Raw genomic sequence first — 25,422 nt, 5'->3', positions numbered from 1 at the left:
TAGTATTGCATTTGTATTGGTATCGTCACGGATTGTAAATTTGTATAAGGTGCGAAGTTTAATTTAAGACTTCGCACTTTTGCTGTTTAACAGCTTTTATTACGAAGCTATTAACAATAGAAAAAAGGAGAATGTAACTAGTTATGTGGATACTACTGTATGATTGGTGCAACAAATTGTGACTCTAACGTATTTGAAAGGCCTGATAAATTCAACGTTTATCGTCCTGACATTGATATTAAAAAGGCATTTAGTGGTACTGCAAGACATCTTGCTTTTGGATTAAGTATCTATAATTGTGTAGGAGCAGCATTTGCAAAATTAGAAATTGAAATAGATTCAACCATTAAAGATAATATTAGCAGGAAAAAATTGAGGGACATTAAGGATTTTGTGAAGAAGATTTCAAAAATGAACTGAAATCTAATAAACAACGTAAAAGCTAAAAGATTTTCGCTGTGAGAACATCTCAAAATATTAAATTGATGGTAACTTTGTTGTAGCTCTTTAAACATACCTATATTAAAACCCAAATATCTCAGCATTAAATTGAGAAATTTGGGTTTTTCTAAAGGAATCAATTTTTTAAAAAATTTTTAGAAATTTAAACATAAAGTATTGTATACATGTAAGTATGATTAAAAATGAAAAGTTGTAAATGCTAAATTTAATTAAATATGCCTTGCTCTCTTTAACATTGGCCTGAATGAATAGTTTATAGGAGATTACACTGGCTAAAGATGCGATGATTGTTCCGAGCCCTCCAATATTTACTCCTAGTAATAAAGCTTTCCAATCAGAAGTAAAGTTTGATAGAAGAATTGAAGTAGGAAAATTGCTAATCAATTGACTCAAAAATATGGAACTAAAGAAGACTGAAGTATCTCCTCTTAAATTAGCGCGAGCAAATGTCTCCAGTGCATCCGAATGTGAAATGTTTCCGATGAAAATAAAAAAACAGACAAAGGTTATTAGAAGAAAGTAATCGATCTTAAATAGTAAGTTTCTATCTAACGTAAATGCTGCTATCAATGTGACTATTAGTGCAATGTAATAATTAATGACACCAAAAATAGATGCAATGATAGTGATAAGTATTAAAATCCAGACGTTAGCTTTTTTTCGATTTTTCACGGTAATAACAGGTAGTTCTATTTTCAAATCTGTTTTTTGAAGTTTTTGAGTACATATAAATAACAAACTAATTCCAAGTACAGCTAAAAGCAGGATTGAACCTAAAAATGGGATGAGCTTAATTCCATAGTAAGAATATAGGTATAAATTTTGTGGGTTTCCCATAGGCATCAAGCTACTACCGATGTTTGCCGCAATTGTCTGCAGGATGATTGTATCCATCATGTTCATTTGTGTTTTTTTACTAATGACAAGTGTTATTGGTACAAAAGTGAGGAGAGCGACATCATTTGTTACAAACATGGAGCAAATAAAGCATAACAAAATTAGAATAATAGATATTGACCTGCTGTTATTGCATTTATTTAAAATGGCAACGGCAAGTTTGTCTAATATCTTTAGCTGTTCCAAGGCCTTAATGGCCACCATTAGATTAAATAAGCTAATTAACACTTCAAAGTTAATATATTCGATCTTTGGCGAATGTATTAAGCAGCTTACAATTGCTAGTATCAGTGAAATGGTAAGCACTAAATCCTTTTTTAAAAATTCGAATTTCATAAGGAGTCTTTTTTTATTTTGAACGAATACTATTTCTTTCACAATACACCACCTGTAATCTATGTTAGTAAATATACGTTTTTTGGGATAACTCGATATTGCTAGAAAAGAGGATGTCATAAGGTCCTAAATAAGAGTTTTGTAATGTTTCATCCCTTCAACAAAATCCTTTTTTTTCTTAGTGTCTTTCATGTTGTAAATATGTGCAATATAGACGAATCCAACTAGGGGGATTAATTGAGAAAACAAATGTTTTTTGTATGATACCATAAATAAATTAAATGCTTTGTTTTTTTAATATTCTTATAATATCCTATTGATTCTTGATTTCAAATACTTTATATGAACTTCTAAAAGAGAAAAAGTATGCATGTTTTTATGAAGAAAATAGAGGCTTGTCAAGGGATAGGTAGAACAAAATCTGCGACGTTTGGATACTGTATAAAATTCACAAAATCTCAGTGTTTTTTAGATGAAAAAAACTTAAAATATTTTTTGTTTTTATAAAAATCTGTACTTTTTCGTAACATTCTGTACTTTTAATTATAAATTAAAGACAAGATTTTCTTAGTTGAATAGTGAAAGCGCTTTATAGAGTTTTCGCGAAGTTTTTACCTAGCCTATTTTTGAGATTAGTAGTGAGAAAGGAGATATTTCCATGTTCTTGAGAAGATTAACAAAAAACCACTTAATCACTATTGATTATTATGATTTAAATCACCGGTAAACGAAACAAACATAGTAGTACAACAATGTTAGTGGATAAAAATATTAGTTTTGCAGAAAGGGGTAGAGCATCCGTTTGTATAATCGTTAAGTACTTCAAAATTTCAGTTTTACGGTTACATGTTGTGATGTTTGCTTAAACAGGCCAATCCGATTCATATAGAAAATTTTTATCCTTGTTGTATTTGAATATGAAAGAGGTATTTATACCAGGAAATATAGGTGATTTTATATAGATTATGATAGATAAATTTTGGTATGGAGTGATGATATGGAAAGGTTTTTTGTAGATTTAGTCGGATCAACAAATGATTTTTTATGGTCTAAATTGTTAATTATTATGCTTGTTATTTGCGGAATTTATTTTACATTTAAATTGAATTTTGTACAGTTTCGAATGTTAAAAGAGATGGTCCGTGTATTAATGGAGGGAAAAAGTGGTGCTAAAGATCAAGTCTCTCCTTTTCAAGCGTTTTGTATTGGTATGGCAGCCCGCGTTGGAACAGGGAATATTACAGGAATTGCGATTGCAATTGCATTAGGTGGTCCTGGAGCTGTATTTTGGATGTGGATTATTTCTATTATCAGCTCGGCATCTAGTTTTGTCGAAAGCACATTAGCACAGATATATAAAGTAAAAGATAAAACTGGTTTCCGCGGTGGTCCATCCTATTATATGGAAAAAGGGTTGAATAAACGTTGGATGGGAGTATTATTCTCTATTTTAATCACAATTACTTTTGGACTTGTATTCAATTCAGTACAATCAAATACAGTTACAATTGCTTTTCAAAACTCATTTGGTACAGATCGTCTAACAGTTGGGATAATCATGGCCATTGCTTTCGCTGCGATTATTTTTGGTGGTGTACAACGTATTGCAAAAATGGCTGAATACAAGGTGGTATTTTTAGCGGTATTATACATTGGAGTTGCATTATTTGTTGTAGTTACCAACATATCAAAAATGCCGGAAGTTCTTTCTCTTATTGTTCAAAACGCATTTGGTTTTAAACAAATAGCAGGCGGTTCAATTGGTGCAGCACTTATGAATGGAGTTAAACGTGGTTTATTTTCAAATGAAGCTGGTATGGGAAGTGCACCAAACGTTGCCGCAACAGCAACAACAAGTCATCCGGTGAAACAAGGACTGATTCAAGCATTTGGTGTATTAACGGATACACTGATCATATGTACTAGCACTGCCTTTATTATTTTGCTGTCTGATGCATATAAACAACCGGGGTTAAATGGTATTGCACTTACACAAGCAGCATTAAGTGAACACATAGGTCCTTGGGCATCGGGTTGTCTTGCTATCTTTGTTTTTTTATTTGGATTTGGTGCGTTAATTGGCAACTATTATTATGGTGAAACAAATATTCGCTTCTTACATACAAGTAAAGTGTGGTTAATGATATACAGAATAAGTGTGTTGGCTATGATTGTATTTGGTTCTGTTGCAAAGATTCAAATTGTATGGGATTTAGCGGACTTATTTATGGGCTTTATGGTTATTATTAATTTAATTGCTATTACCTTACTTTCAAAAGTAGCATTTGCGGCGTTACAAGATTATATAAACCAGAAAAAAGCTGGTAAAGATCCTATTTTTTATAAAGAAAACATTAAAGGGCTTGAAAATATTGAATGTTGGGATAGTTATGAGAAAACTTCAAAAAAGAAAAGTGTGTAATAAGAAGGATATTCAGACTGCAATATGTCTGAATATTTTTCTTGGTTCTAGTGCAAATATTATTGATTATAGTAAAGAAAAAATCATTCTATATAAAGTTAATAGTACGGGGGAATATGATTAAATGATAAAGGATTCTAGCGTTCAAGTTGAGGGTCAAGAAAAAGTTTGCTTAGATCAATGGGTAGCTCATTATCGAACGTATGCAGCTAAGGGACGAAGCGTCAGTTATATTCCTGCTCTGGGGGAAATAAATGTATCGCAGTTAGGTATTTGTATAGTAAAGCCAGATGGAACAATGATAAAATCAGGAGATTGGGAGATACCTTTCACATTACAAAGTATATCAAAAGTAATCGGTTTTATAGCCGCTTGTTTAATTCGCGGTATTTCTTATGTATTAGAACGAGTTGACGTAGAGCCAACTGGAGATGCCTTTAATTCAATTATTCGTTTAGAGATACATAAACCAGGAAAACCTTTTAATCCTATGATTAATGCTGGAGCAATTACGATAGCTTCACTTTTGCCAGGGACATCGGTGCAAGAAAAATTAGAATCTCTATACGTATTAATTGAAAAAATGATAGAGAAGCGTCCCGCTATTAATGAAATAGTATTTCAATCAGAATGGGAAACGGCTCATCGTAATAGAGCATTAGCATACTATTTAAAGGAGAACGGTTTTCTAGAATCAGATGTGGAGGAGACACTAGAGGTTTACCTAAAACAATGTTCGATTGAAATAAATACAGAAGATATTGCCTTAATAGGGCTTATACTAGCACATGATGGATATCATCCTATTCGCAAAGAACAAGTGCTCCCTAAAGAAGTAGCTAGGTTAACAAAAGCTTTAATGCTAACTTGTGGAATGTACAATGCTTCTGGAAAATTTGCTGCTTTCATTGGATTACCAGCTAAGAGTGGGGTATCGGGCGGAATTATGACACTTGTTCCCTCAAAATCTAGGAAGGATTTATCGTTTCAAGATGGATGTGGTATTGGTATTTACGGACCAGCCATTGATGAATATGGGAATAGTTTACCAGGAATTATGTTGTTAGAACATATTGCAAAAGAATGGGATTTAAGTATATTTTAAAAAGGAGCACAGATATTTTGGTGTTAGAGCGAGTCCAAAAGTGTTCAGACCTTATATTGTGTCTGAACATTTTTGAGTTATAAAGTATCTTTCTAAAGTAGAAGGGTGTAATGAATACTCACAATCTAGAATGCTTTCGTTTATATCTTATTTATCAGTTTTTGAAAAAAATAGAGTAAGTATTGTATTAATGCAAATAGGTTTGTATACTGACTGTTAGGCGAAAGTGAGAAGTGATTATTTTGAATCTTAGTAATTTAGTAAAAAAAGACATCTATATTCTCGTTTTAATGATACTTACAGTACCCTTAGTAGGTGAAATAAAGTCATTTCCTTTAAATGAAACATTTAGAATGAGCTTTGGCGCACCAACATTTTTCTTTTTTTTGTTATTGTTTCGACGAATTCCAGCATTTTTACCGGGTTTTTTAACAGCGATAGTCGTGGTAGTATTTCGTATCTCAATGGATGTCATTATAAAGGGAAATATGGATTGGCTAGCCGCTTTTCATACTCACTATCCTAGTTTTTTCTTTTATTTTACTTATTCGTATCTCTTTCATTTAGCAAAAATTAAACGTTTTTATCATCAACCACTAATGATTGGTTTTATTGGTTGCATGATTGAAATACTGTCAGACTGTGTGGAATTAATGATTCAATATTTCGTATTAAAAACATCGATCACATCCGAGGCAATAAATGAGATCATTGTTATCGCATGTTCCCATAGTTTTATAGTTCTAAGCTTTTTCAATATGATGAAATTGTATGAAGCGCAATCAAGGGAGAGACATATAAAGAAACAAAATGAACATATGCTCATGCTTATCTCTAATTTATATGAAGATGCTGTTCATTTAAAGAAAACATTACAAGATGCTGAGAATATAACAAAAAAATCCTATGATTTATATAAAACCTTAGACTCTTTTGAGCACAAACAGATGGATTTTCAGTTTGAGGATTTAAGGCAACAGGCATTACAAATTGCTGGTGAGGTCCATGATGTTAAAAAGGATAACCAACGTATTTTTGCGGGACTTTCAAAATTAATTTCTGATGAAAGTTTTACAGATTATATGTCTGTGCATGAACTAGTAAATATCATTATACGGGCAAATACGAAATATGCACGGTTGCTAGAGAAAGACATCCAATTTGTGTATAAAATTGATGGTGTGCATCCTCATTATCATATTTACACAATCTTATCTATTATAAATAATATCGTTACAAACGCTGTAGAAGCTATCCAAGGTATGGGAACCATCACAATTGACATTAATAAAGACCACCATTTTGTTGAATTTCAAATAGGCGATAATGGTCCTGGTATTTCTTCAAAATATAAAGATTCAATTTTTGAGCCTGGGTTTACTTCTAAATATGATGATTTAGGCAACCCATCGACAGGTATCGGATTATCGTATGTTAAAGAAATGGTCGAACAACTTGAAGGTGATGTTACGCTTGAGGACAGAACCGAAGGAAAAGGATCAATTTTTATAATTAGATTAGGGATTGATCATATAATTTCGAAAGGGTGATTCTATGTATTTTTATATAGTAGATGATGAAAAAGCGGTTCGCTCAATGTTGGCTCAAATTATCGAGGATGAAGATCTTGGGGAGGTTATAGGAGAAGCTGAGGATGGTTTATCTTTAGAGCAACAAATGGTAATCCTTAAAAATATAGACATTTTATTTATCGATTTGTTAATGCCGAATCAAGATGGAATAAAAACAATTCGTCAAATAAAACCTTCGTTTAAAGGGAAAATCATCATGGTCTCTCAAGTAGAATCAAAAGAATTAATTGCTGAAGCTTATTCGCTTGGTGTTGAATACTATATTATTAAGCCAATTAACCGGATTGAAGTATTAACAGTTGTTCGGAAAGTCATTGAACGAATTCGTTTGGAAAAATCGATAAAAAACATTCAAGAATCGCTTAATATGGTACTAAAATTGGATAGTAATTTAAGTACGCAAGAAAAATACCGTAGTGAAAAACATTTAAATACTTTCAATCATTTTCAAAATTCCATTCATTTTCTTTTGTCTGAATTAGGAATAGCCAGTGAAAGTGGAAGTAAAGATTTAATGGATATGCTAGATTATTTATATAAATATGAACAAGATAACACGTTGGAACAAGGCTTTCCCTCACTAAAAGAGATTTTTATGAATTTGGCTCAAAAAAAACTTGGGGATTCAGCTGAAGATGCCGAATTAAAAAGGTTCATAGAAGCTTCCAAACAACGGATTCGGAGAGCAATTTATCAATCATTAAACCATTTAGCATCCCTTGGACTTACTGATTTTTTAAACCCGAAGTTCGAAAATTATGCTTCTAGATTTTTTGATTTTACTACCGTAAGGAGAAAGATGACAGAATTGAATAATGAACCAACATTACCTGCTCGTATTGATACGAAAAAATTTATTCAAGTTCTTTATTTTGAAGCAAAACGAATACACTTGGAGTTAAGATGATAAACTCTTGCTAAGTATTATTTTCAATTGCTAGATTGATAATTGTTTTCATGTTATTGGTTTTATATAGTTTTTCTAAGAGAGGATTTTCCTTTATTTCATATTGGCTTTAAAATCAGAAAATTCCGTATCGATTCGGTAGAAGTGTATGAACTTAAAACAAAAGAATATGTATTTTTTACACATTAATATTCATTAAAAAAAACGAGTATTTTCACAATAAAATATAAATACATAGTAAGTTGAATTGAAAAAAAGATGCTATCTTCTGGCATCTTTTTTTCTTTAAGAGGAAATATCATTGATCCTTATATTATTTGAAATTCAAATGCGGGCATATAAATAAGGGAAAAGGAGATAATATTTAACAAATTATAATTGGAAATGGTATTTTAGGTCAGAAATGTTTTTATACTAATTAGGTTATTGGTACTAAATAAGCATAATGTCTCGCTTTTCTGCTCTTTAATCTTATCGTTATTTTTTATTAAGTACATATCGTTTTTTAGAAATCTCAATCCTAGCAGAGTATATAAATTGGGTGATAAAAATGTGGAACATAATTACTTCTTATCTTCCAGATTGGAAAGTCTTTGTACAAGCTTTTATCTTGTTTTTAATTCCGTATACTATCTCAAGATTTTTTCATTGGGTTCGTATGTCAGAGAAAGAGTGGGAAGAATGAGTTGGTGGAAGTCAAGAGACAAACAAGTGAAAAAAAATAATATTCAAAGTAAAACGAAACAAGAGCATAAACCATCTCAAAATACAAACGTTCATTTCACAAATGATTTTGCCTCTAACTTAGAACTTATAAAGCAACAAATCGGACATAATTCTGATGTTCGATTTCGGAAGTTTAATATTGGACGCACAGATATTCAGGCTGGGATCGTTTTTGTTGATGGTCTATCAGATAAAGAGATAATTGACAAACATATTATGAAATTACTAATGGATGATTTTTCTGATGAATATAAAAATGAATCTTCTTATGTGGAGGGGACTGTTTCAAAAGAATATATTAAAAATAAAGTTCTTACAATTAGTGAAGTAGCAGAAGTTCATTACATAAAAGATTTAATACCCAAAGTATTGATAGGTTCAACAGCTCTTTTAATTGATGGTTTAGCAGATGTGTTTATTCTTGGTACAACAAAAGCAAATAAACGAAACATTGAAGAACCAGTATCGGAGGCATTAGTCAGAGGGCCACGGGTCGGTTTTACTGAAGTATTAAGTGATAATACCTCACTTTTGCGACGACACTGTGCGGATGAGAGCTTATCATTAGTAAAGCTACCAGTAGGAGAACGTGCAAAGAAAGAGTTAGTCGTCGCATTTATTAAAGATCTTGCTAGTACAGAATTGGTGGATGAAATAAAAAACAGAATTCAGAAAATTGACATAGACAGTGTACTCGAATCTGGTTATATAGAGCAACTTATTGAAGATAATTATCTCAGTCCTTTTCCGCAGATTCAAAATACAGAACGACCTGATCGTGTTATTAGTGCTTTGATGGAAGGTCGAGTAGCTATTTTGTTAGATGGAACACCATTTGTTTTAATTGCTCCAGTTACATTTAGTATGCTGCTGCAATCACCAGAAGATTATTATGAAAGGTGGCTTCCTGGTACGCTTCTCCGCTTATTACGCTTCATGACAGCTTTTGTTTCATTATTTGCTCCAGCACTGTATATTTCTTTTATTTCATTTCATCCAGGATTAATTCCCACTAAGCTCGCTATTTCTATTATCGGATCGCGAGAAGGAGTTCCTTTTCCCGCTTTAATAGAAGCGTTAATTATGGAAGTAGCTATCGAAGTTTTACGAGAAGCAGGTTTACGTCTGCCTAAACCGATTGGACCGGCAATGGGAATTGTGGGCGGTTTAATAATTGGTCAGGCTGCCGTAGAAGCAGGAATTGTTAGTCCAATAATGGTTATCGTTGTTGCGGTAACAGCTATTTCTTCTTTTACTATTCCGCAATATAGTGTGGGAATTACGTTACGCATTCTTCGTTTTGTAGCTATGTTTTGTGCTGCGATATTTGGATTGTATGGAGTTATTCTCTTCTTTCTTTTACTTTGCAGTCATTTAGTGAAACTGAAAAGTTTTGGCGTTCCTTATACCAGCCCTGCTGTTCCATATCGATTCAGTGATTGGAAAGATTTTATGGTTCGCATGCCATTAAAAATAATGAGACGTCGACCGAAAATAATGCATACCAAAAAAACTATCCGCAAAAGGTAGCTGATGACGAAAGGAAGTGGCCTTCAGTGATTACTATACCTAAAGACCGAATAACAACTTCACAAGCAGTTGTTATTATTGTAAATTACATACTTGGGACAGGAATTCTTACTTTGCCCAGAGCATCTGTGGAAAAAGTGAAAACACCAGATGTATGGTTAAGTGTGATATTAGGTGGGATACTGGCAATGGTTTCAGGAGTAATTATGGTCAAATTAAGTCAGCAGTTTCCAGAAAAAACATTTTACCAATACAGTCAAGATATTGTAGGGAAATGGATAGGGAGATTGCTTAGTTTTCTTATTATAGGATATTTTCTTACAACTTCAGCATTTCAAATTCGTTCAATGGCAGAAGTAATAAGCTTTTTTTTACTAGAAGGAACCCCCACATGGGCTATTGTTATGCCTTTTATGTGGATAGGTCTCTATTTGATTATGGGTGGTATTAATTCAATTGCACGGATGTTTGAAATAATATTTCCTATTACTGTTTTTATTTTTTTAATCATTTCCTTTATGAGTATCGGAATATTCGAGATAGATAATCTCCGTCCCGTATTAGGTTTGGGAATTAAACCAGTGTTAGATGGGATAAAAACAACGTCTCTCGCATATACAGGTCCTGAAATTATGTTAATTCTTTTGGTATTTATGGAACAACGAAAGAAAGCAGTAAAAGCTATTTTAGTTGGAATTTCTATTCCGTTAATCTTTTATGTAATAACTGTTGTAATGGTCATTGGTGCATTATCAATTGATGGGGTTGTAACAAGAACATGGCCGACAATTGACCTTATGCGCAGTTTTGAAATTTCTGGTTTGATATTTGAACGTTTTGAATCTTTACTGCTTGTAATATGGATTATGCAAATATTTGCTACCTATACGATTAGTTATTATGCAGCTGCATTAGGATTAGCGCAACTCTTTAAAAAGAGTATTCATCCGTTTATTTTTGCTTTGATTCCAATCATTTACATCATTGCTATGACTTCGAAAAATATAAATGACTTGCTTAAATTGGGGGATATGCTCGGTAATGTTGCATTATTTTTATTTGGTTTACTACCACTGCTTCTTCTTATTATTACGCGATTAAAAGGAGGAGTAGTGTGAAACATAAATTTAATTATATGCGGTTCTATTTGGCTTTGTTATGGACGCTTTTGCTTCTATTTTTAACAGGATGTTGGAGCAGTAAAGAAGTAGAAGAGTTGAGCTTAACTGCAGGTATAGCACTAGATAAAGGGAAGGATTCAACAATTGAGAAAGAGGATGAGGAAGGAGGTTATCCTAAAAGAAATCTTATAACAGCTACTTATCAAATTGTTAGTTCGCAAGCACAAAGTAAAGGAAATGGACAACAAAAACGTTATATAAATGTTTCTGAGACCGGTGATTCCATTCATCAAATTGTTCGTGAGTTTTCATTGAAAAGAGAGAGCACAATGTTCAGCCCACATTTAAAAAACATTGTTATTAGGGATAATCTTGTACGTACATACAGTTTAGAACAATTACTTGAACAGTATCTCCGTGACAATGAAGTTCGGCTTAGCTGTATGCTCTTAATTAGCAAGGGTCTAGCGAAGGAGGTACTGGAATCAAACAAAAAAGGAGAAATCCCAGCATTTCGTTTGTCTGGAATTGCAGATAATAGAAATAGAACAACAAGGATTTTACCTCCTGTATCGCTCGCTAAATTGGAAGGAAAGATGCGGTCAGGGTCCAGTTTTCTTTTGCAAAATGTAATCTCGATAAAAGGAGAAACAAAATTTGCTGGAGCTGCTGTAATTAAAGGAAAGACAAAAAAGCTGATGGGCTTTTTAAATGAACAGGAATTGGAAGGAGTAGTATGGATAAACGGAAAAAGGAATGGTGGTGTGGTAAAAACTTTTGATAAAGAATCAAAGAAACTCATTATATACGAAATAAAGTCAATAAAAAGCAAAATCATACCACATGTTAACGGAAATAATATTTCCTTTGATGTAAACATTGAATCAGAAGGGCGTTTGTCTGAAAATTGGATACAATCAGGAAAAGATTTTGAAAGTGAATTTTTAAAAAGGGAAGAAAAAGCTATTGAAAAAGAAGTAAAGCACTTAGTACATCATGTTACAAAAAAAATACAAAAAGAATACCAAGTCGATATTGCGGGTTTTGGCAACCAATTAAGAATTAAACACCCGAGAACATGGGAGAAAGTCAAAAAAAATTGGGATCAAACATTTAGTAAGGTACCGATTAAATATCATATAAATGTAACTATACAAGATTATGGAGCGTCAAGTTTAAAACGGTGAGATACCTTAATTGAAATTATATTTGCATCAAAACAAAAAGTTACAAAAATTTTAATTTAAAAATTTTTGTAACTTTTTGTTTTTTTATGTCCTTCTTATTATAGATTAAAGAAATGATTTTATCCCGCTATTTGCCGGGCAGTAAGACCCCCACCTCAAAATTCAGCGAAAGCAAAGAAGTTATTAGAGGTATATGTAAGCTCTATATAGGAAGGAGAATTTTGAAATTCTATTGATAAACCAAGTAATTGTAATAGCCCTTATTTAGAATAATAATTTCAAAATCAATAAAATTTAGAGTAGAAGGAGCAAGAGCAAATTATTATGAATAAACAAATAGGATTCATCGGATGTGGAAACATGGGTATTGCTATGATAGGTGGGATGATAAAAAAAAATATAGTTTCTCCAAATCAAATAATTTGTTCAGATTTAAACGTCATTAATTTAAAAAATGCTAGTAATGAATATGGCATAACTATAACTACTAACAACAATGAAGTCGCTAACAGTGCTGACATTTTAATTTTATCAATCAAACCAGATTTATACTCATCGGTAATTAACCAAATAAAAGATCAAATAAAAAATGATGTAATCGTTGTAACTATTGCTGCAGGAAAAAGTATTAAGAGCACTGAGAATGAATTTGGTAGAAAGTTAAAGGTTGTTAGAGTAATGCCTAATACACCGGCACTTGTTGGAGAAGGAATGTCTGCGTTATGTTTTAATGAAATGGTTACAGAAAAAGATATAAAAGAGGTACTGAACATATTTAATATTTTCGGCCAGACGGAGGTCATAAATGAAAAACTAATGGATGTTGTTACATCTATTAGTGGTTCTTCTCCAGCATATGTGTATATGTTTATAGAAGCCATGGCAGATGCTGCTGTACTTGGCGGTATGCCGAGAAAACAAGCTTATAAATTTGCGGCTCAGGCTGTATTAGGTTCTGCAAAAATGGTATTGGAAACAGGAATACATCCAGGTGAATTGAAGGATATGGTTTGTTCTCCAAGTGGAACGACGATAGAAGCTGTAGTAACGCTAGAAGAAAAAGGTTTAAGAACAGCTATCATTTCAGCTATGAAACGTTGTACGCAAAAATCTATGGAAATGTCTAGTTTAACTAGTAAGTGAGAAGCGAATTTATATAATATTTCAAATCTATTTAATGTAAAAGAAATATTATGAGGCTAGTTAATGACTAAGTAAATTTATATACAACACTAACGAGAAGAACAAACCTTATTTTAAAGGGGATACAGAAAATATGAGTAATTTACTAAAAAAGAAATCCGTTACACAATTGTTAGAGCATAATCAAAGCAAGACTTTAACGAAAACATTAGGAGCATTTGATTTAATTATGTTAGGGGTAGGCTCGATAGTTGGAACGGGTGTTCTTGTGTTAACTGGATTAGTAGCAGCAACAAATGCTGGTCCAGCAGTTGTTTTTTCATTTATACTTGCAGCAATTATATGTGGATTTATAGCATTATGTTACGCGGAAATTGCTTCTACACTCCCGGCGTCTGGTAGTGTATATACGTACTCATATGCAACAATTGGTGAGTTTGTTGCTCATCTAGTAGGTTGGTCATTGCTGTTAATATATATCGTGGCAACAGCAGCTGTCGCTGCTGGATGGACAGGCTATTTCCACAATTTAATAAAGGGATTTGGATTAGAGATACCTAAAGCTCTAGTAACGATTCCTTCGCATGGTGGTATTGTGAATCTACCAGCAGTAATTATTACATTGATATTGGCATGGATGTTATCTCGTGGTACGAGAGAAAGTAAACGAATCAATAATATAATGGTATTGATTAAAATTGGAATGATTTTGTTGTTTATTACGGTTGGTATATTCTATGTAAAACCAATGAACTGGATACCAATTGCACCATACGGTTTAAGTGGAGTTTTTACGGGTGGAGCAGCTATTTTATTCGCTTTTACGGGTTTTGATATATTAGCAACTTCAGCAGAAGAAGTAAAAGATCCGAAACGTAATCTTCCCATCGGTATTATTGCATCATTAATCATATGTACAATTATTTATGTTATGGTATGCCTTGTTATGACAGGAATGGTTTCCTATAAAGAATTAAATGTTCCTGAGGCAATGGCTTATGTAATGGAAGTTGTAGGACAAGGAAAAGTCGCTGGTGCAATTGCTGCAGGTGCTGTAATTGGCCTTATGGCTGTTATTTTTTCCAATATGTATGCGGCAACACGAGTATTTTTTGCAATGAGTCGTGATGGATTGTTACCGAAATCATTTGCGAAAGTTAATAAGAAAACTGGAGCACCCACTTTTATAACTGGATTAGCAGGAATAGGGAGCTCTATAATAGCTGGGTTTATTGATTTGAAAGAATTAGTTAATTTAGTTAATATCGGTAGTTTGGTGACGTTTGCGTTAGTTTGTCTATCAGTTATTATCCTTCGTAAATCACATCCAAATTTAAAACGTGGATTTATGGTACCTTTTGTACCTGTATTACCATGCGTTGCAATTGTATGCTGTGTGTTTTTAATGCTAAATTTACCGTTAAGGACATGGGTGTACTTTAGTATTTGGATTACTATTGGGGTAGTAGTATATTTCCTTTATTCGATAAAATACAGTAATTTAAATGAGGAAACGATCTCGAAATTACATGATAAAATTGCGAGATAATAACGATCGAAAATTTTATTAATAATCATATTGATAGTTGAGTAACATAGAAACAGTTTTTTGACATTTAGCAAGAGATAAAATAAGAGATGCTAGGGCAGCTAAGTACTTTTTTAGAAACCTTGCTTGTTTTTTACGATTTAACACTGCTAAGGAGAGAGAAGTATGAGTGAATTGCATTTTATGAGTATAGAAGAATTGGATAATAAATTGAAAAAATCTGACAGTGGTATTTATTTCATTAAAGACTATAATGACAATATTATTTATGTAGGCAAGGCTTTTAGTATAAAAAGTAGAGTATTAGCTCATTTTAATAGTTATTCCAATATTGAGGAATATGTACATTTATTTAATAAAGTAGCGTATCTCATTGAAGATAGTTTGTTAAAACGCTCTTTGTTACAAGTTACTTATATGATTAAATATAGACCAGTATTAAACAAAGAAGTACAAAAAGAATTCCCAGAGTTGTATACTCAATACATTAAGCAGACAAATAAAAAATCTATGTTGTTAGAAATTGATAAAGCTAAAGAAAAGGGGGATGAGTTAAAGAATAAATTAGTAAAATTAGTGGGTGGAAAAACTATGTTTTATGACATAATTTCTCTGTTAAACAATGGATATAACTATCATATCCTCGCAAAAGTATTGAGCATAGAACTTCAAACTTTAATTATAATGAAAGAATACCGAAAAAAATTCCCGATACCACATAATTATAAGAGGACAATAAAACATCAAGATATAATGTATGCTTTATCTGGAAAAAAGAATTTAAGTACTTCAAGGTTAAACACTTAACTTTAAAGTAGTAAATTCGTTGCTTTTGTAGCTTTTATTGTTATATTGAAATGCAATGTACATTTGTGTTTCAAATTTAATTGGTGGAATAAGGGGAGGGAAAGGGTTCCTATAAAAATACTGGAATAAATTAGGTTGATCATGCATAAATAGCATAATTAGGCACATGTTATTTATAAATATTCAAAGATACGAAAGTGATACAAATGAAATTCTTATTTCTGCTACTACAAGTACTATTGAGCAAATGAAGTATGAAATTGCTTTTGAACTAGGAGTCACACTGGGACCTGATACATCACATCATCTGCAAATGGTTCGGATCGGTGGAGAGATTACAAAACGCTTAGTTTGAATGGCTGAAAAACAGTTAACAGGTCAATACAGACTACACTAAGAAAATAATCCGTATATATACGGATTATTTTTCCTTTAATTTACAAAAAAATAAATTTCGAAATTGAAAAAACCTCTCAGATTCTTTTGTAATGATGTTTTTTAGTTATGTTAATGACGTAGGTATTGGAAGGTGATAAATTCGATACGAGCGATGTATGAACCCTTTAAAGAGTTTTGGTGTTATTTGCAATTTTAATTCCATAATACTTAAGCCGATATAATAAAATGTTTTATGTCTAAATCGATATAAAGGAATAGTTTTTAAGTGATATTTCTTTTTTATAGAATAAGCAAAACTTGATATTGTAGTAAGAATTGTTTTGATGTCAATTTACTGTGCACCTTGGTTATTGAAGTTTTTGGTTGATTAACAACTATTGTATTTGGAAATTAATAATAAGTTTATCTCGCTATTTGCCCGTAAAAGCCCGATTGGTGTGGGCTAATAATCAGTGGGGGATGAACAAAACCCCCACTGATTAAAGTTTCACTTTATGTGATGCGGTAATAAAACTAGCTAGTTTGCTATTTTTAGTATTTGTAAAGTCTATATATTTTTTCCTCTTTTGTGGAAAGTAAAACTAATGTTACGACCAGTAATATAGTGTCATTTTTTGAATATTCCATTCGTTTTTTATTTTTAGTTGATGAAAAGACCTTTCTCTCAATTAAATGTTTAATTGAATCCTTGAATTTCCTCTACCTTGTATTTTTCAAAGCATAGTGCTTCAAAAATAGCCGTATCGCTTTCATCTGTTTCCAATTTCACAACTTCTTTATTATCTTTTTCTAAAATTTGGAGCAAAATAGTTTTTCAGTTTCACATGTAAATTAGCAGTATTTATTTTTTTGAATTCAATTTGTATAAGTGATTGAATTGGAACTTTGACTGTTATTTCTTGCGGTGGTACAGTATCTCCTGTTACTTTCGCTTTATTTTAAATCTTTTTCCAGCTTGGTCCTCGCATTGACTACCACTGTATTTTGTAGTATTTCACTGTTTTCTCAAGTTCAATAATTATATCTTGTAGAATTAAGAAAAGAACTTAGCTTATTTCCTTTACTTATCTTATCTACTCTGATATTTAGATGCTAACTACAATTAAATAATATATGATTTTTATAAAAAAGATATAGTAATATTTTGTTGTGAATTGTACTAATTTGATATTTTATAGTATTATTTGTCGTGAATTATATCTAACAGAATATATTTTATAGATCTATAAAGGAGAATGTAATGAATACTTCTATCGATATACAACACTTGTGTGATCTTGCACATAAAGCATTTAATGCCCCTGTACATATTTTATCTGCAGACAGAAAAATTTTATATCATTCTACATCTGATAATGTTTGTAGTCCTTTTTATTCTTCAAAAGAAGAACATCTTACTGATATTTATCAAGAAAACGATCCCTTTAACTTGCCACTTTTCCGAAGTAACAACTATCTTGAAAATTTTGTTCTAATTCATATAGAAAATCATGATGATATTAAAGGGACTATTATAATCGGTCCTACTATACATCCAAAAGATTCAGATGATATGATCATAAAATTTCAGAAAGAATTTAAAGCAAATGATAACATTCAAGAAAGACTTGCCTATTATCAGTGTTTATCTGAGATTAAAAAAACTACATTAATTGATATGGGAATTTTATTACATTACATGATTTTCAATGAAAAGTTAGATGTAGATATTGTCTTGGAAAAAAATAAAGTACTAGAGGAAGTTCCTAATAAAATTGTGAAACCGGATTTATATATTTTAAAACGCCGACAAAACAAACCTAAAACGCACAATATGGCATTAGTAAATGATTTCTTTTCGACTATTAAAGAAGGAAATAAAAAAAAGTTAATACAGTATATGTATGCGGTTTCGCAAGAAGATGTTGAACTTATGCTAATAGAGGATCCGCTCAGGAATCAAAAAAACCTTGGAATTATTGCGATTACCTTAGCCACTCGATATGCAATAGAAGGAAACCTGCCACCAGATATTGCTTTTGCTCATAGTATTTTATATATACAAACCCTGGAACAATTAGATAATGTAGAATCTGTAAAGCGATTGTCAGGGGATGCTTTACGTACTTTTGCAGATCGTGTGAAAGAATACAATGCAAAAAAGTATTCTTACGCGGTTACTACATGTATAAAACATATTAATAAAAATGTTTACGATGGAATATCTCTGAATGAACTTGCTAATCATTTAGAAATTACGCCTACTTATCTGTCTAAACTATTTAAAAAAGAAATGGGAATTACTTTAAGCGAATATATTCAAAGGGAACGAGTGGAAGAAGCAAAGAAATTATTAACACTCACTACTTATTCGTTATCAGATATCTGTGCTTGGCTTAACTTTAATGACCAAAGTTATTTTATAAGAGTTTTCAAAAAAATCACTAGTATGACTCCTAGGCAGTACCGTGAAAAATATACAGTAATATAAGCTTGTTATCCGCTGTCTCCAATGTAAAGACTTAAACATGGGTATAAGTACCCCAAAAAATGAAAATTCACTAACCATTATTTTGCTAAAGAAAACAAAAAGACAGAAGGCTGCAAAGTGTTCCAAGGAAGCTTTGCAGCTTTTTTGTAATTTAAAACCTATGTTTATAACGATGATAAGTTTATAGACTAATATCTTCATACTGAATATTTGTTAATAATGATATTAGGATGTTTTGTGAAAAAATCAACAATATAACATATATTACTAAATATATCTACATTTTATGCAATTATACATAACTAAATAAAGGTAAAAAAGTATAAAAAGACCTATTATATTATTCTATAAGTATTTTTTCTAAAATAAAATTTCTTGGTTGAGCTAAAATAGTTATTTTTAACCGTATACACATTAATTTGTAATCATTACAATTACAGAAATGAAATTTATGAATAACTATATTTATATAATTTTTTTCGGGGCATATTTTTATTTAACAGTAAATTATCGAGCTTAATCGACAAAATTTTTCTATTTACGCATTAAAAATTTAATGTTTTAATGAACAACATAACTGGTATGACCAGACAGAAAGGAGAAGGTTACGCTAATAGGAATTATAGTGAAGTTGTAAGTAACATTATGTTGTTAATAATTTTCTAAATAGTAAATTTATTAACAAGAGGTTAAGAATCAAATTTGTAATAAACGTGTTCTAAGTTTCTGCATAACAAAAGTGAAGTTATTCCGCAATAAAAGTATAAGCAATGTACAGTATAATTTCACCTTTTGTTGTCTAGTAAGGAGCTTGCTGATAAAACTAAGAGTAATATTATTAAATTGAAATTAAACAATGTTATGACAAGATTAACTGTAAGCATTGATTTATTGATTCTCGCGGTTCTGTAAGTTAAACCGCAATTCTAGGGAAGAATTACTCATTTACTATTCATAGGGTGCTTGATTCAAATATAGTTAATAAATTTTTGTTATTTATATTTGAAAAAATAGAGTATCGAAATGAGAGGTAAGTAAAATCCTTACATCCTATTAGAAGTAAAAAATAACGATATTATCCTATCTGAAAGATTTCTCCTTCTTAACCAGTTTACAAAGAGAGAGGTCGTACAAGTTATATGAATTAAGTTATAAAAACAATGGTAAAGGAGTGTACGGAATGAAAACTAAAATAATTACAGGATTATTAGTCACATCCATTGTAACTGGAGGGAATATTCCTATCAATACTCTCGCAACACCAATCGTTCAAGCGGAAACTCAACAGGAAGGCATGGATATTTCCTCTTCATTACGAAAATTAGGTGCGCAATCTAAATTAATCCAAACGTATATTGATCAATCTTTAATGAGTCCTAATGTACAGTTAGAGGAAGTCACAGCTTTAAATACAAATCAATTCCTAATCAAACAAGATATGAAGGAATGGTCATCGGAACTCTATCCACAGTTAATTCTATTAAATTCAAAAAGCAAAGGATTTGTAACAAAATTTAATAGCTATTACCCGACATTAAAATCGTTTGTAGACAATAAAGAAGATAGAGAAGGGTTTTCGGATAGACTTGAAGTACTTCAAGAAATGGCTATGACGAATCAAGAAAATACGCAACGGCAAATCAATGAATTAACAGATCTTAAATTACAGCTTGATAAAAAATTAAAAGATTTTGATACCAATGTGGCAACTGCTCAAGGCATACTAAGTACAGACGGAACAGGAAAAATAGACCAGTTAAAAAATGAAATATTAAATACCAAAAAAGCAATTCAAAATGATTTACAGCAAATTGCATTAATACCAGGGGCTTTAAATGAACAGGGATTTGCTATATTCAAAGAAGTTTATAGTCTTTCAAAAGAAATTATTGAACCAGCTGCGCAAGCAGGGGTGGCAGCGTATAACAAAGGAAAAGAAATTAACAACTCTATTCTAGAAGCTGAGAAAAAAGCAGTGCAAGAAGCAACAGAGCAAGGTAAAACTGCTCTAGAGATTGAATCAGCAAAAAAAGCAGCTCGTGAAGCAATTGAGAAAAGCAAACAAGGTGAAATAGCAGCCGCAGCTGCAGCAAAAACACAAGAGTATGACCTGATGAAGGTCATTGATACCGAAAAGATTAAGAAAACATTTGGCGTTTTTGCTGAAGTAAATAAATTAACAGCAGAACAGCGAGCATATTTAGATGATTTAGAGAAACAAAATCAAAAAATATATGATTTAACAACGAAATTATCAATAGCTGATTTACAAAAATCAATGCTTCTTCTTACACAAAATGATTTGCATACGTTTGCAAATCAAGTAGATGTAGAACTTGATCTACTAAAGCGCTATAAAGAAGATTTAAATCTAATAAAAAATAGCATTACAAAATTATCTACTAATGTTGATACAACTAGCGAGCAGTCTCAAAAAGATACATTAAGACAATTAAAAAATGTAATAAGTTACCTTGAAGAACAAGTGTATAAATTTTAATATTGCGTTTTTTCGGAATTCATAAAGATTATAAGCATTTAGCGAAAGAAGGAGAATAGTCATGAAAAAATTTCCATTCAAAGTACTAACTTTAGCTACATTAGCAACTGTTATAACTGCTACTACCGGTAACACTATTCATGCATTTGCACAAGAAACGACCGCTCAAGAACAAAAAGTAGGCAATTATGCATTAGGCCCCGAAGGACTGAAGAAAGCATTAGCTGAAACAGGGTCTCATATTCTAGTAATGGATTTATACGCAAAAACAATGATTAAGCAACCAAATGTAAATTTATCTAATATCGATTTAGGCTCAGAGGGGGGAGAGTTGCTCAAAAATATTCACCTTAATCAAGAGCTGTCACGAATCAATGCGAATTACTGGTTAGATACAGCGAAGCCACAGATTCAAAAAACTGCTCGTAATATTGTAAATTACGATGAACAATTTCAAAATTATTACGACACATTAGTAGAAACTGTACAAAAGAAAGATAAGGCAGGTCTAAAAGAGGGTATAAATGATTTAATTACTACAATCAATACAAATTCAAAAGAAGTTACAGATGTGATTAAGATGCTACAAGACTTCAAAGGGAAACTATATCAAAATTCTACAGATTTTAAAAATAATGTTGGTGGTCCAGATGGGAAAGGTGGATTAACTGCAATATTAGCAGGTCAACAGGCAACGATTCCACAACTTCAAGCTGAAATTGAGCAACTTCGTTCTACTCAGAAAAAACATTTTGATGATGTATTAGCATGGTCAATTGGTGGTGGATTGGGAGCAGCTATTTTAGTTATTGCAGCTATTGGAGGAGCGGTAGTTATTGTTGTAACTGGCGGTACAGCAACACCGGCTGTTGTTGGTGGACTCTCGGCTCTTGGTGCAGCTGGTATCGGTCTAGGAACTGCGGCTGGTGTCACAGCATCTAAGCATATGGACTCCTATAATGAAATTTCTAATAAAATCGGAGAATTAAGTATGAAAGCAGATCGTGCTAATCAAGCAGTTCTTTCGCTTACTAACGCGAAAGAAACATTGGCATATTTATATCAGACTGTAGATCAAGCGATATTGTCTCTAACAAATATTCAAAAGCAATGGAATACAATGGGCGCAAATTATACAGATTTACTGGATAATATCGATTCTATGCAAGACCACAAATTCTCTTTAATACCAGATGATTTAAAAGCCGCTAAAGAAAGTTGGAATGATATTCATAAAGATGCAGAATTCATTTCAAAAGATATTGCTTTTAAACAGGAGTAGAACTGAAATTTAACACCTAAATTGGAGGAAAATGAAATGATAAAAAAAATCCCTTACAAATTACTCGCTGTATCGACGCTATTAACTATTACAACTGCTAATGTAGTTTCACCAGTAACAACTTTTGCAAGTGAAATTGAACAAACGAATAATGGAGATACGGCTCTTTCTGCAAATGAAGCGAGAATGAAAGAGACCTTGCAAAAGGCTGGATTATTTGCAAAATCTATGAATGCCTATTCTTATATGTTAATTAAGAATCCTGATGTGAATTTTGAGGGAATTACCATTAATGGATATGTAGATTTACCTGGTAGAATCGTACAAGATCAAAAGAATGCAAGGGCACATGCCGTTACTTGGGATACGAAAGTAAAAAAACAGCTTTTAGATACATTGAATGGTATTGTTGAATATGATACAACATTTGATAATTATTATGAAACAATGATTGAGGCGATTAATACAGGGGATGGAGAAACTTTAAAAGAAGGGATTACAGATTTACGAGGTGAAATTCAACAAAATCAAAAGTATGCACAACAACTAATAGAAGAATTAACTAAATTAAGAGACTCTATTGGACACGATGTTAGAGCATTTGGAAGTAATAAAGAGCTCTTGCAGTCAATTTTAAAAAATCAAGGTGCAGATGTTGATGCTGATCAAAAGCGTCTAGAAGAAGTATTAGGATCAGTAAACTATTATAAACAATTAGAATCTGATGGGTTTAATGTAATGAAGGGTGCTATTTTGGGTCTACCAATAATTGGCGGTATTATAGTGGGAGTAGCAAGGGATAATTTAGGTAAGTTAGAGCCTTTATTAGCAGAATTACGTCAGACCGTGGATTATAAAGTAACCTTAAATCGTGTAGTTGGAGTTGCTTACAGTAATATTAATGAAATGCACAAGGCGCTTGATGATGCTATTAACGCTCTTACTTATATGTCCACGCAGTGGCATGATTTAGATTCTCAATATTCGGGCGTTCTAGGGCATATTGAGAATGCAGCTCAAAAAGCCGATCAAAATAAATTTAAATTCTTAAAGCCTAATTTAAATGCAGCGAAAGACAGTTGGAAAACATTACGAACAGATGCTGTTACATTAAAAGAAGGAATAAAGGAATTAAAAGTGGAAACTGTTACTCCACAAAAATAGGGAAATATTAATTCTGTTGTAAAGTGAACTAAAACATAGAAAGTCTATGATTACACTGTTAAACAGAAAAGTAATAATTGATAAATCCTTATATAACAGAAAGGCGGAGTCTCATTAAAGACTTCGCCTTTCAATTATATATAAGTATGATTCGAATAAAAAATAACCTTGTAGTTTAATTGCTTTTTTAAAATTTGCAACAGAATCGGTTAATTTGAAGTAGATTATATACATTTTCTTTAATACTTAATGATTTGAAGGCTGCTAAAGAAAGTTCAAACGATACTGATAAAAGATGTAGAACTCATTTTGAAAGACATCGCTTTTTAATAAGATTAGAACTTGAAACCATACCTTATATAGGAGGAATACGAAATGATGAAAAAAACCCCTAATAAACTACTCGCTGTATCAGCGTTTATAACTATAACAACTACTTATGCAGTCATACCAATAGAAACTTTTGCAATTGAAATTGAACAAACGAACATTGAAAATATATCTCTTTCAGCAAATGAAGAACAGATGAAAAAAGCTTTGCAAGATGCTGGTTTATTTGCAAAAGCTATGAATGAATACTCTTATTTGCTAATTAATAATCCAGATGTGAGTTTTGAAGGAATAACTATTAATGGAAATGCAGATTTACCTAGTAAAATTGTACAAGATCAAAAGAATGCAAGAGCACATGCTGTTACATGGAATACACAAGTAAAAAAACAACTTTTTGATACATTGACAGGCATTATAGAATACGATACAAAATTTGAAAATCATTATGAAACATTAGTAGAGGCGATCAATACTGGAAATGGAGATACTTTAAAAAAAGGGATTAAAGATCTACAGGGAGGAATTCAACAAAATCAAAAGTCTGCAAAAGCATTAATAGAAGAATTAATGCAATTAAAAAATGCTATTGGAGAAGATGTTAGAACATTTGGAAGTCATAAAGAGACATTGCAATCGATTTTAAAAAACCAAGGTGCTGATGTGGAGGCGGACCAAAAGCGTCTAGAGGACCTTTTAGGACAAGTAAAATATCAGAAAGACATAGAATCTAAGGGGTTAGACATGGTGAAAATCCCCTTTATTCCAACCTTGATTGCTGGTGGCATAATGATAGGTGATGCAAGAGGTAAGTTAGGTTGGCTAGAACCTGAATTAGCAAAATTGCGTCAGACTGTAGATTATAAAATAACATTGAATCGTGTAGTTGGAGTTGCATTTCATAATATTAGTGATATGCATAGTATGCTTGATAGTGCTATCACTGCTCTTACTTATATGTCTACGCAATGGGAGGATTTAGATTCTCAATATTCGGGTGTACTGGGACATATTGATAAAGCTGATCAAAAAGCTGATCAAAATAAATATAAATTCTTAACCCCTAGCTTGAATGCAGCGAAAAACAGTTGGAAAACATTAAAAACAGATGTTGTCACTTTGCAAGAAGGGATAAAAATTGCAGAGAAAAAAGAACAGGATTTTTTGAATCAGCTTCGTCCATCAAACGTTTTCTACTTTTATAAAAAGATTCATAACGCATACACTTTTGAAATAAAGACTGGAACAAATGCGCCAAATGCGTCTTATAAAGTTATGAATTTAACTAAAAACACTGTTCATAATATGTGGAGTGGAGGGGCTAATACTAACATGTGGGCTGATTGGCTTTCATTCAATCCAAATGATGAATTTGCGGTAGTAGCAGTAGTGGATGGTAAAGAATATGTTGTGTATAAAGACAAAGTACAAAATATAATGAACTGAATCTGAAAGTAACGAAGTAATTGGAGCTGGACAATAAACTAGACAAC

Annotated in this window: 19 protein-coding genes; 17 read left to right on the top strand and 2 right to left on the bottom strand. The window is 31.9% G+C overall.

Going from position 1 to position 25,422, the window contains the following annotated elements:
• Nucleotides 1-159: 159 nt before the first annotated feature.
• Entirely contained in the window at nucleotides 160-420 is a 261-nt protein-coding gene (locus tag MR107_RS00820) for a cytochrome P450 (protein ID WP_002164511.1), read from the top strand.
• A 165-nt stretch (nucleotides 421-585) separates the two neighbouring features.
• Here the strand turns inward: MR107_RS00820 and MR107_RS00815 are convergent, their stop codons facing one another.
• Nucleotides 586-1,737 carry an anion transporter gene (locus tag MR107_RS00815; RefSeq protein WP_000659279.1) on the bottom strand — a complete coding sequence of 384 codons (1,152 nt, stop codon included), beginning with the start codon at nucleotides 1,735-1,737 and terminating at the stop codon, nucleotides 586-588.
• Between the two features lie 955 nt (nucleotides 1,738-2,692).
• On the opposite strand from MR107_RS00815, the gene MR107_RS00810 reads away from it, so the two are divergent.
• From MR107_RS00810 to MR107_RS00760, 11 genes are all read left to right on the top strand, one after another.
• Nucleotides 2,693-4,117 carry an alanine/glycine:cation symporter family protein gene (locus MR107_RS00810; RefSeq protein ID WP_000439275.1) on the top strand — a complete coding sequence of 475 codons (1,425 nt, stop codon included), beginning with the start codon at nucleotides 2,693-2,695 and terminating at the stop codon, nucleotides 4,115-4,117.
• A gap of 124 nt (nucleotides 4,118-4,241) precedes the next feature.
• Nucleotides 4,242-5,222: a glutaminase GlsA gene (glsA, locus tag MR107_RS00805; RefSeq protein ID WP_242291990.1), complete on the top strand. Its 981-nt coding sequence runs from the start codon at nucleotides 4,242-4,244 to the stop codon at nucleotides 5,220-5,222.
• Between the two features lie 233 nt (nucleotides 5,223-5,455).
• On the top strand, nucleotides 5,456-6,772 hold the full coding sequence (locus tag MR107_RS00800; protein ID WP_000584790.1) for a sensor histidine kinase: 1,317 nt from the start codon (nucleotides 5,456-5,458) through the stop codon (nucleotides 6,770-6,772).
• 4 nt (nucleotides 6,773-6,776) lie between these two features.
• Complete coding sequence (locus tag MR107_RS00795; protein ID WP_000274085.1) at nucleotides 6,777-7,721, top strand: response regulator; 945 nt, start codon at nucleotides 6,777-6,779, stop codon at nucleotides 7,719-7,721.
• 681 nt (nucleotides 7,722-8,402) lie between these two features.
• Nucleotides 8,403-9,977, top strand: a complete 1,575-nt coding sequence (locus MR107_RS00790; protein WP_000119234.1) for a spore germination protein — start codon at nucleotides 8,403-8,405, stop codon at nucleotides 9,975-9,977.
• Nucleotides 9,978-10,003: 26 nt separating this feature from the next.
• Complete coding sequence (locus MR107_RS00785) at nucleotides 10,004-11,095, top strand: spore germination protein (protein WP_000628607.1); 1,092 nt, start codon at nucleotides 10,004-10,006, stop codon at nucleotides 11,093-11,095.
• Nucleotides 11,092-12,285, top strand: coding sequence for a Ger(x)C family spore germination protein (locus tag MR107_RS00780; RefSeq protein WP_242291989.1), 1,194 nt, complete (start codon nucleotides 11,092-11,094; stop codon nucleotides 12,283-12,285). Before MR107_RS00785 ends, MR107_RS00780 begins: the two co-directional genes overlap by 4 nt.
• 324 nt (nucleotides 12,286-12,609) lie before the next feature.
• Nucleotides 12,610-13,428: a pyrroline-5-carboxylate reductase gene (gene proC / locus MR107_RS00775; RefSeq protein WP_001041301.1), complete on the top strand. Its 819-nt coding sequence runs from the start codon at nucleotides 12,610-12,612 to the stop codon at nucleotides 13,426-13,428.
• Between the two features lie 133 nt (nucleotides 13,429-13,561).
• A complete protein-coding gene (locus MR107_RS00770; RefSeq protein ID WP_000067463.1) occupies nucleotides 13,562-14,977 on the top strand; it encodes an amino acid permease in 1,416 nt (471 codons plus the stop codon).
• A 165-nt stretch (nucleotides 14,978-15,142) separates the two neighbouring features.
• Nucleotides 15,143-15,784, top strand: coding sequence for a GIY-YIG nuclease family protein (locus tag MR107_RS00765; protein ID WP_001292165.1), 642 nt, complete (start codon nucleotides 15,143-15,145; stop codon nucleotides 15,782-15,784).
• A gap of 166 nt (nucleotides 15,785-15,950) precedes the next feature.
• The gene (locus MR107_RS00760) at nucleotides 15,951-16,139 is read left to right on the top strand and encodes an alpha/beta-type small acid-soluble spore protein (RefSeq protein WP_242291988.1); all 189 of its coding nucleotides are present in this window, start codon (nucleotides 15,951-15,953) and stop codon (nucleotides 16,137-16,139) included.
• 720 nt (nucleotides 16,140-16,859) lie between these two features.
• On the opposite strand, the gene MR107_RS00755 is transcribed toward MR107_RS00760, so the two are convergent.
• The gene (locus MR107_RS00755) at nucleotides 16,860-16,988 is read right to left on the bottom strand and encodes a hypothetical protein (protein WP_000939298.1); all 129 of its coding nucleotides are present in this window, start codon (nucleotides 16,986-16,988) and stop codon (nucleotides 16,860-16,862) included.
• A 435-nt stretch (nucleotides 16,989-17,423) separates the two neighbouring features.
• On the opposite strand from MR107_RS00755, the gene MR107_RS00750 reads away from it, so the two are divergent.
• The 5 genes from MR107_RS00750 (at nucleotide 17,424) to hblB (ending at nucleotide 25,375) form a co-directional block, all read left to right on the top strand.
• Nucleotides 17,424-18,653, top strand: coding sequence for a helix-turn-helix domain-containing protein (locus MR107_RS00750; RefSeq protein WP_001097912.1), 1,230 nt, complete (start codon nucleotides 17,424-17,426; stop codon nucleotides 18,651-18,653).
• A gap of 1,180 nt (nucleotides 18,654-19,833) precedes the next feature.
• Nucleotides 19,834-21,153, top strand: a complete 1,320-nt coding sequence (gene hblC / locus MR107_RS00745; RefSeq protein WP_078401515.1) for a hemolytic enterotoxin HBL lytic component L2 — start codon at nucleotides 19,834-19,836, stop codon at nucleotides 21,151-21,153.
• A 61-nt stretch (nucleotides 21,154-21,214) separates the two neighbouring features.
• Nucleotides 21,215-22,435: a hemolytic enterotoxin HBL lytic component L1 gene (hblD, locus tag MR107_RS00740; protein WP_000714435.1), complete on the top strand. Its 1,221-nt coding sequence runs from the start codon at nucleotides 21,215-21,217 to the stop codon at nucleotides 22,433-22,435.
• Nucleotides 22,436-22,471: 36 nt separating this feature from the next.
• On the top strand, nucleotides 22,472-23,599 hold the full coding sequence (hblA, locus tag MR107_RS00735) for a hemolysin BL binding component B (protein ID WP_000591969.1): 1,128 nt from the start codon (nucleotides 22,472-22,474) through the stop codon (nucleotides 23,597-23,599).
• A gap of 375 nt (nucleotides 23,600-23,974) precedes the next feature.
• The gene (gene hblB, locus MR107_RS00730; RefSeq protein ID WP_063245782.1) at nucleotides 23,975-25,375 is read left to right on the top strand and encodes a hemolysin BL regulatory component HblB; all 1,401 of its coding nucleotides are present in this window, start codon (nucleotides 23,975-23,977) and stop codon (nucleotides 25,373-25,375) included.
• Nucleotides 25,376-25,422 lie beyond the last annotated feature (47 nt).

It is taken from the genome of Bacillus cereus group sp. BfR-BA-01441 (genome assembly GCF_022663075.1).
Lineage (GTDB): Bacteria > Bacillota > Bacilli > Bacillales > Bacillaceae_G > Bacillus_A > Bacillus_A cereus.
The sequence above is the reverse complement of the archived record's forward strand: the minus strand, read 5'-3'. Positions and strand labels throughout refer to the sequence as shown.

Excerpts from the sequence above, each read along its gene's own strand:
- MR107_RS00820 (WP_002164511.1), top strand. The coding sequence starts at position 160 with ATGATTGGTGCAACAAATTGTGACTCTAACGTATTTGAAAGGCCTGAT.
- MR107_RS00810 (WP_000439275.1), top strand. The coding sequence starts at position 2,693 with ATGGAAAGGTTTTTTGTAGATTTAGTCGGATCAACAAATGATTTTTTA.
- glsA (WP_242291990.1), top strand. The coding sequence starts at position 4,242 with ATGATAAAGGATTCTAGCGTTCAAGTTGAGGGTCAAGAAAAAGTTTGC.
- MR107_RS00795 (WP_000274085.1), top strand. The coding sequence starts at position 6,777 with ATGTATTTTTATATAGTAGATGATGAAAAAGCGGTTCGCTCAATGTTG.
- MR107_RS00790 (WP_000119234.1), top strand. The coding sequence starts at position 8,403 with ATGAGTTGGTGGAAGTCAAGAGACAAACAAGTGAAAAAAAATAATATT.
- proC (WP_001041301.1), top strand. The coding sequence starts at position 12,610 with ATGAATAAACAAATAGGATTCATCGGATGTGGAAACATGGGTATTGCT.
- MR107_RS00770 (WP_000067463.1), top strand. The coding sequence starts at position 13,562 with ATGAGTAATTTACTAAAAAAGAAATCCGTTACACAATTGTTAGAGCAT.
- MR107_RS00765 (WP_001292165.1), top strand. The coding sequence starts at position 15,143 with ATGAGTGAATTGCATTTTATGAGTATAGAAGAATTGGATAATAAATTG.
- MR107_RS00760 (WP_242291988.1), top strand. The coding sequence starts at position 15,951 with ATGTTATTTATAAATATTCAAAGATACGAAAGTGATACAAATGAAATT.
- MR107_RS00750 (WP_001097912.1), top strand. The coding sequence starts at position 17,424 with ATGAATACTTCTATCGATATACAACACTTGTGTGATCTTGCACATAAA.
- hblC (WP_078401515.1), top strand. The coding sequence starts at position 19,834 with ATGAAAACTAAAATAATTACAGGATTATTAGTCACATCCATTGTAACT.
- hblD (WP_000714435.1), top strand. The coding sequence starts at position 21,215 with ATGAAAAAATTTCCATTCAAAGTACTAACTTTAGCTACATTAGCAACT.
- hblA (WP_000591969.1), top strand. The coding sequence starts at position 22,472 with ATGATAAAAAAAATCCCTTACAAATTACTCGCTGTATCGACGCTATTA.
- hblB (WP_063245782.1), top strand. The coding sequence starts at position 23,975 with ATGATGAAAAAAACCCCTAATAAACTACTCGCTGTATCAGCGTTTATA.